The sequence below is a fragment of the Microbulbifer okhotskensis genome, assembly GCF_023895975.1.
In the GTDB taxonomy this organism is placed as follows: domain Bacteria; phylum Pseudomonadota; class Gammaproteobacteria; order Pseudomonadales; family Cellvibrionaceae; genus Microbulbifer; species Microbulbifer okhotskensis.
The window spans coordinates 1-309 of sequence record NZ_JALBWM010000451.1 but is presented as its reverse complement, the minus strand read 5'-3'; the positions used below and the strand labels follow the sequence as shown (position 1 = coordinate 309).

Below are 309 nucleotides of genomic sequence, written 5' to 3'. Positions count from 1 at the left end.
TCGGTGGGAATCTCCAGATGGGAATCCGCCTCGGCCCAGCCGTGCCCCGGGAAGTGCTTGCCGGTAGCGGCCATGCCAGCCTCAGCCATGCCGCGCACAAAGGCTCCGGCCAGGGCGCTGACCGTTGCCCCATCACCGCCAAAGGCGCGATCGCCGATCACCCGGCTGCGGCCATAATCCAGATCCAGCACAGGCGCGAAGCTGATATCGATATCCATATCCAGCAGCTCTGCGGCCATCAGCCAGCCGAGCTCCACCGCTTCAGCCAGCGCCGCGTCAGGCGCACAGGCATAACGCTGCGCCAGCACA

Annotated in this window: 1 protein-coding gene; it reads right to left on the bottom strand. The window is 66.3% G+C overall.

Going from position 1 to position 309, the window contains the following annotated elements:
- On the bottom strand, positions 1-309 hold a 309-nt coding region (locus MO867_RS22885; RefSeq protein ID WP_305884251.1), incomplete at both ends, for a glycoside hydrolase family 3 N-terminal domain-containing protein.